The organism is uncultured Phenylobacterium sp., assembly GCF_902826855.1.
Lineage (GTDB): Bacteria > Pseudomonadota > Alphaproteobacteria > Caulobacterales > Caulobacteraceae > Phenylobacterium.
The window spans coordinates 16385-18064 of the sequence record NZ_CADEGK010000088.1 but is presented as its reverse complement, the minus strand read 5'-3'; the positions used below and the strand labels follow the sequence as shown (position 1 = coordinate 18064).

At 66.9% G+C, this 1680-nt stretch carries 2 protein-coding genes; both read right to left on the bottom strand.

Annotation, left to right across the window (positions count from 1 at the left end; genetic code table 11):
- On the bottom strand, positions 1-722 hold a 722-nt coding region (locus QZV94_RS13370), incomplete at its 3' end, for an ATP-dependent metallopeptidase FtsH/Yme1/Tma family protein (RefSeq protein WP_293678387.1).
- A 189-nt stretch (positions 723-911) separates the two neighbouring features.
- Complete coding sequence (gene rpsU / locus QZV94_RS13365; RefSeq protein WP_293678389.1) at positions 912-1148, bottom strand: 30S ribosomal protein S21; 237 nt, start codon at positions 1146-1148, stop codon at positions 912-914.
- Between the last annotated feature and the right edge of the window lie 532 nt (positions 1149-1680).

Here is a 1680-nt window from a genome sequence, read left to right as displayed (position 1 = left end):
TGTTCAAACATGTCGCGCACGCGGCTGGCGCCGACGCCCACGAACATCTCCACGAAGTCGGAGCCGGAGATCGTGAAGAACGGCACGCCGGCCTCACCCGCGATGGCGCGGGCCAGCAGCGTCTTGCCGGTGCCGGGAGGGCCGATCAGCAGCGCGCCCTTGGGGATCTTGCCGCCCAGGCGCTGGAACTTCTGCGGGTCTTTCAGGAAGTCGACGATCTCGACGACCTCTTCCTTGGCCTCTTCCACGCCGGCCACGTCGTCAAAGGTGACGCGGTTCTTGTTCTCGGTCAGCAGGCGGGCCTTCGACTTGCCGAAGCCCATGGCCCCGCGGGTGCCGCCCTGCATCTGGCGCATGAAGAAGATCCACACGCCGATCAGCAGCAGGATCGGCAGCGCGTTCAGCAACAGGCCCATCAGCGGGTTGCCGCCCGGCGGCTTGACGGAGATGTCGGCGCCCTGCGCCTCGAGCCGCTTGACCAGCTCGTCCTGGTTCTGAGGCGTCGCGGCGTTGAACGTACGTCCGCCCTGGTCAGTGACCGAGACCAGCGCGCCGCGAATCTCCGCCTTCTTGACCTCGCCGGCGCTGACCTTGGACAGCAGCTGCGAATAGGTGATCTCGCGGGCGTCGGCGCCGCCGCGCGTGCTCCCCGTCATCATCGAATACAGGCCGATCAGGACGACGACAATGACGCCCCAGATGACGAGATTGCGGAGGTTCATGCGAGACCAATCCAGTTCTTTCGGCGGCGCGAGAGGCCAACAGATAGGGCGCCTACCGGTGATAGACCACTTAATGCCCGGCCGCAGCGACGGAACATCGCGCCTTGACCGTATACGCAAGAAGGGCTGCGCCGGTGGCGCAGCCCTTCAAATAAGCATCAATCGTGCCAGTTTTAGGCCCCCGGCCCCCTAGGGCCGCGTGGGCTTCTTCGGGGCGGCGATCAGGCCTTCGCGCTGGGCGCGCTTGCGGGCGAGCTTGCGGGCCCGGCGCACGGCTTCCGCCTTCTGGCGGGCGCGCTTTTCGGACGGCTTCTCATAGTGGACGTGGCGCTTCATCTCGCGGAACGAGCCTTCGCGCTGCATCTTCTTTTTCAGCGCCTTGAGGGCCTGGTCGACGTTGTTGTCGCGGACGAAAATCTGAACCAGAACGAACTCTCCTGCCGTGCGCTAGCCGCCCACCTCGTGCCGGCCCCGAATGTGGGAAACCCCAAATCCGGCAAACCAAGGCGGCGAGCGTACAAAAATGGATCGCCCGAAGGCGTGACCCTTCGGGTTAGAGGCGGGGCAGATAGCAGAGCGGACTTGCGATGTCCACGCCGGGACCTGATCAAATCCCGTGACATGCGTGTGGCCCCGGCGGCTACAATGGCGCCATGACCACCGCCGCGCAGGACTGGGCCGCGACCACAGAGCAGCGGCTGCTCGACGAGGCGCTGAAACTGGCGCCCGCCCACGGCTGGACGCAGCGCACGACCACGCTGGCCGGCAAGGCGCTCGGGATGAGCGCGGCGGAGACGGAGCTCCTGCTGCCGCATGGCCCGCAGGACCTGGCTGCCCTCATGTCCCGCCGCCACGACGAGCGCGCCCTGGCCGCCCTGGCTGACGTGCACGCTTCCAACCTGAAGATCCGCGAGCGGATCCGCCGCGCGGTCGAGGCCCGACTGGACGCAGCGTCGGC